Source organism: Neisseria sp. P0022.S009, from assembly GCF_051956675.1.
Lineage (GTDB): Bacteria > Pseudomonadota > Gammaproteobacteria > Burkholderiales > Neisseriaceae > Neisseria.
Map to the genome: position 1 here is coordinate 1 of NZ_JBQCXE010000109.1, position 237 is coordinate 237.

The 237-nt window shown below is 49.8% G+C and carries 1 protein-coding gene; it reads left to right on the forward strand.

Annotated features, from left to right (window positions below):
* A partial coding sequence (locus ACTHUG_RS11660) for a contractile injection system protein, VgrG/Pvc8 family (protein WP_440386931.1) occupies positions 1-237 on the forward strand: 237 nt, incomplete at both ends.

The following is a 237-nucleotide window of genomic DNA, read 5'->3' on the forward strand; positions in this document are numbered from 1 at the left end:
AAGGATGAAACCGTTTACCGCTTTGTTTTAGAGCCGCGCTTCGCGGCTTTAAAACATTTCCAAACTTCCCGGCTGTTCCAACACCAAACCATTCCCGACATCATTGTCGCCGTCTTCAAACACCACGGCTTCTCCGGTGTCGACTACCGTTTCCAAAAGAGCCGCAGCTACACCGTCCGCGAGTATGTAACCCAGTATCTCGAAAGCGACTTTACCTTTATCAACCGTCTGTGTGAA